The sequence below is a fragment of the Kytococcus sp. HMSC28H12 genome (assembly GCF_001816045.1).
Lineage (GTDB): Bacteria > Actinomycetota > Actinomycetes > Actinomycetales > Dermatophilaceae > Kytococcus > Kytococcus schroeteri.
In genome coordinates, this window is the sequence record NZ_KV824604.1 from 1 (window position 1) to 3,736 (window position 3,736).

At 74.4% G+C, this 3,736-nt stretch carries 4 protein-coding genes; all 4 read right to left on the reverse strand.

Annotation, left to right across the window (positions count from 1 at the left end; translation table 11 throughout):
• Nucleotides 1-68 precede the first annotated feature (68 nt).
• The gene (locus HMPREF3099_RS09510) at nucleotides 69-404 is read right to left on the reverse strand and encodes a DUF3017 domain-containing protein (protein ID WP_070705729.1); all 336 of its coding nucleotides are present in this window, start codon (nucleotides 402-404) and stop codon (nucleotides 69-71) included.
• Nucleotides 388-1,236 (reverse strand): bifunctional methylenetetrahydrofolate dehydrogenase/methenyltetrahydrofolate cyclohydrolase, encoded by an 849-nt coding sequence (locus tag HMPREF3099_RS09515; protein WP_070705731.1) that lies wholly within the window; start codon nucleotides 1,234-1,236, stop codon nucleotides 388-390. The genes HMPREF3099_RS09510 and HMPREF3099_RS09515 overlap by 17 nt, the downstream gene beginning before the upstream one ends.
• A gap of 20 nt (nucleotides 1,237-1,256) precedes the next feature.
• Nucleotides 1,257-2,837 (reverse strand): bifunctional phosphoribosylaminoimidazolecarboxamide formyltransferase/IMP cyclohydrolase, encoded by a 1,581-nt coding sequence (gene purH / locus HMPREF3099_RS09520; protein ID WP_070705730.1) that lies wholly within the window; start codon nucleotides 2,835-2,837, stop codon nucleotides 1,257-1,259.
• Nucleotides 2,838-2,959: 122 nt separating this feature from the next.
• Nucleotides 2,960-3,535, reverse strand: a complete 576-nt coding sequence (gene purN, locus HMPREF3099_RS09525) for a phosphoribosylglycinamide formyltransferase (RefSeq protein WP_070705732.1) — start codon at nucleotides 3,533-3,535, stop codon at nucleotides 2,960-2,962.
• Nucleotides 3,536-3,736: the final 201 nt, after the last annotated feature.

The window sequence follows — 3,736 nt, forward strand, 5'->3', positions numbered from 1 at the left end:
AAGGGCCGACCCCGTGCGGGGTCGGCCCTTCGTCGCGTGAGGCCAGCTGGTCGAGCCTCGGCAGCGCCTCAGAGGCGGATGAGGCGCGCCATCGTCCACAGCAGACCGGACATGAGCAGCCACATGAGCACGTCCGCCCACCGACTGCGCGTGACCAGCCCGCCGGCGAGGCGCTCGGGCAGCACCGCACGCAGGAGCGCCCCCAGGGCCGCCCCGGTGGCCAGCACCATCACGGCCGGACGCACCTCGTGCAGCACCACCATCACCGTGCCGGCGGCCAGGAGGGCGAGGGTCAGCCACCACGCCCCGAGGTCCACGAGCCGGTCCAGGGGGCGGATGGAGGGGCCACGCTTGTCCGCCAGCGGCCCCGACCACCCGGCGCGGCGCTCAGGCGGCGGCGTCACGCTCCGCGGCCTCCACCACATTGCGCAGCAGCATGGCGCGCGTCATCGGGCCCACGCCGCCGGGGTTGGGGCTGACCCAGCCCGCCACCTCGGCCACGTCCTCGGCCACGTCACCCACGATCTTCCCGTCCACCCGGGAGACGCCCACGTCGAGCACCGCGGCACCGGGCTTCACCATGTCGGCGGTCACCATGCCGGGCACGCCGGAGGCGGCCACCACCACGTCGGCGCGGCGCAGGTGGGAGGCGAGGTCGCGGGTGCCGGTGTGCACCACCGTGGTGGTGGCGTTCACCGAGCGCTCGGCGAGCATCAGCGCCAGCGGGCGCCCCACGGTGAGACCGCGGCCCACCACCACCACCTCGGCGCCCTCCAACGGCACCTCGTAGCGGCGCAGCAGCTCGATGACGCCGGCCGGCGTGCAGGCACGCGGGGCCTCCACCCCGTGCACCAGGCTGCCGAGGTTGTAGGGGTGCAGCCCGTCCACGTCCTTGTGCGGGGCCACGCGGGAGAGCAGCGCGAACTCGTCGAGGCCGGTGGGCTGCTGCACGAGGAAGCTCGTCACGCGGTTGTCGGCGTTGAGCTCGTCGATGAGCTCCTCCACCTCGGCCTGGCTGGCGCTGGCCGGCAGGTCGTGGCGGTAGCTGGGCAGGCCGATCTGGGCGCAGTCCTTGTGCTTGGCCCCCACGTACCACTGGCTGCCGGGGTCCTCACCCACGAGGATGGTGGCCAGGCCGGGGGTGTGGCCGGCGTCCAGGAGGGCCTTCACGCGGGTCGTGAGGTCGTCCTTGATCTCCTGGAGAACCGTGCGTCCGTCGAGGATCTGAGCGGTCATGTCCGTCATCGTCCCAGAACTCAGTGGGCGAAGTGGCGGGTACCGGTGAGGTACATCGTGACCCCGGCCTCGCGGGCGGCGGCCACGACCTCCTCGTCGCGCATCGACCCACCGGGCTGCACCACGGCGCGCACGCCGGCATCGAGCAGCACCTGCAGGCCGTCGGCGAAGGGGAAGAACGCGTCCGAGGCGGCCACGGAGCCGCGGGCGCGCTCCTCGCCGGCGCGGGAGACCGCCAGGTGGCAGGAGTCCACGCGGTTCACCTGCCCCATGCCGATGCCGACGCTCGCGCCGTCCTTGGCCAGCAGGATGGCGTTGGACTTGGTGGCCCGCACCGCGCGCCAGGCGAACTGCAGGTCGGCCAGGGTGGCCTCGTCGGCGGCCTCGCCGGCCACCAACTCCCAAGCCGCGGCGTCGTCACCGGGGGCGTCGAGCACGTCGCGCTCCTGCACGAGCAGGCCGCCGCTGATGGGGCGCAGCTCCTGGCCGGCCCGCTCCGGCGCCCGGGCGGTGAGCAGGCGGATGTTCTTCTTGGCGGTGAGCAGCTCCACGGCCTCGGGCGCGAAGGACGGGGCGATGACCACCTCGGTGAAGACGTCCTTGACCGTCTCGGCCATCTCGCGCGTCACCTCGCGGTTGGCGGCGATGATCCCCCCGAAGGCGCTCACCGGGTCGCAGGCGTGGGCGCGGGCGTGGGCGGTGGCGACGTCCGGCCCCACGGCGATGCCGCACGGGTTGGCGTGCTTGACCACGGCCACGGTCGGCTGGTCGCCGTGGTCGTGGGCGGCGCGCCAGGCGGCGTCGGCGTCCACGTAGTTGTTGTAGCTCATGGCCTTGCCGTGCAGCTGCTGGGCGCCGGCCACGCCGGGGGCGGGGGCGTCTCCGGCCACCACGTCGCGGTACAGGGCCGCGGCCTGGTGGGGGTTCTCCCCGTAGCGCAGCGTGTCGGCCAGCTCCCAGGCGGCCGAGCGGTGGGCACCGAACTGCTCACCCTCGGCGGCGGTGTCCTGCGCCATCCACGTGGAGACCGCCACGTCGTAGGCGGCGGTGTGGGCGAAGGCGGCGGCGGCCAGCTCGCGGCGTGCGGCGAGGTCCAGGCCGCCGGAGCGCACGGCCTCGAGTACGCGGGGGTAGCTCGCCGGGTCCACCACCACCGCCACACTGGCGTGGTTCTTGGCAGCGGCGCGCACCATCGACGGACCACCGATGTCGATCTTCTCGATGATCGCGTCACGGTCGGCGCCGGAGGCCACGGTCTCGGCGAAGGGGTAGAGGTTCACCACCACGAGGTCGAAGCCGGCCACGCCAAGGTCCTCGAGCTGCTGGGCGTGGTCGGTGCGGGTGCGGTCGGCCAGGATCCCGGCGTGGATGTGGGGGTGCAGCGTCTTCACGCGCCCGTCGAGGCACTCCGGGAAGCCGGTGACCTCCTCCACCGGGGTGACCGGCACGCCCAGGGACCGCAGGTGCTGGGCCGACCCCCCGGAGGAGACGATCTCGACGCCGGCCTCGGCCAGGCCACGACCCAGCTCGTCGAGGCCCGTCTTGTCGAACACGCTGAGCAGCGCGCGGCGGATGGGGCGGATGGTGGACTCGGTGCTCACGGTGACTCCGTCTCGTCGGTTGCCGGGGCACCCAGGCGGGCGATGCCCTCGAATCGTCACTTCCCGGTGGTGGCCCACCTGCGCCAGTCGTGTGGCCCCAGTCTAGGGCGCCGCACTCCCCCTCAGCGCCCGGTCGGCAGCCCCTCGGTGGCGATGCGGGTCAGCTCGGTCACGAGCATCTCCCGCTCGCGCTCCTTGATGCGCTCGTGGAGCCCCGCCTCGTCGTCGCCGGGGAGCACCTCCACGGCGCGCTGGGCCACGATCGGGCCGGTGTCCACACCGGCGTCGACGAGGTGGAGGGTGCAGCCCGTCACCCGTACGCCGTGGGCCAGTGCGTCGCGCACGCCGTGGGCGCCGGGGAAGCTCGGCAGCAGGGCCGGGTGGGCGTTGAGCGTGCGCCCGCCGAAGCGGTCCAGGAAGGCTGCGCCGAGGATGCGCATGAAGCCCGCGGAGAGCACCACGTCCGGGGCCAGGGCGTCCACCGCGTCGGCGAGGGCGGCGTCCCAGGCGGCCCGGTCGGCGTGGTCGTGCGGAGCCACCACCTGCGTGGCGATGCCGTGCGCGGCGGCGCGCTGCAGGCCCTCGGCCTCCCGGTCGGCCACCACGCCCACCACCGTGAACGGGGCGTCACCGGCGGCGGCGTCGAACACGGCCTGGGCCGTGGAGCCGGCCCCGGAGAGCAGCACCACCACCCGCAGGCGGTCCGGGGCGACGGTGGACGGGGAGGACGCGGTGGGGGTGGTCACGGCGTCAGGGTAGTGGGGTGTGGACGACGCACGTGGCGGACCGAGGGCCCTCGCTACGGTGCCGGCATGTCCCCGATCGCGGCCGTCGTGGCCTGCTCCCTGGCGCTGCTGGGCCTCGCCGTCGGCGCCCGCGTGCGCGTGGCCCTGGCCGCC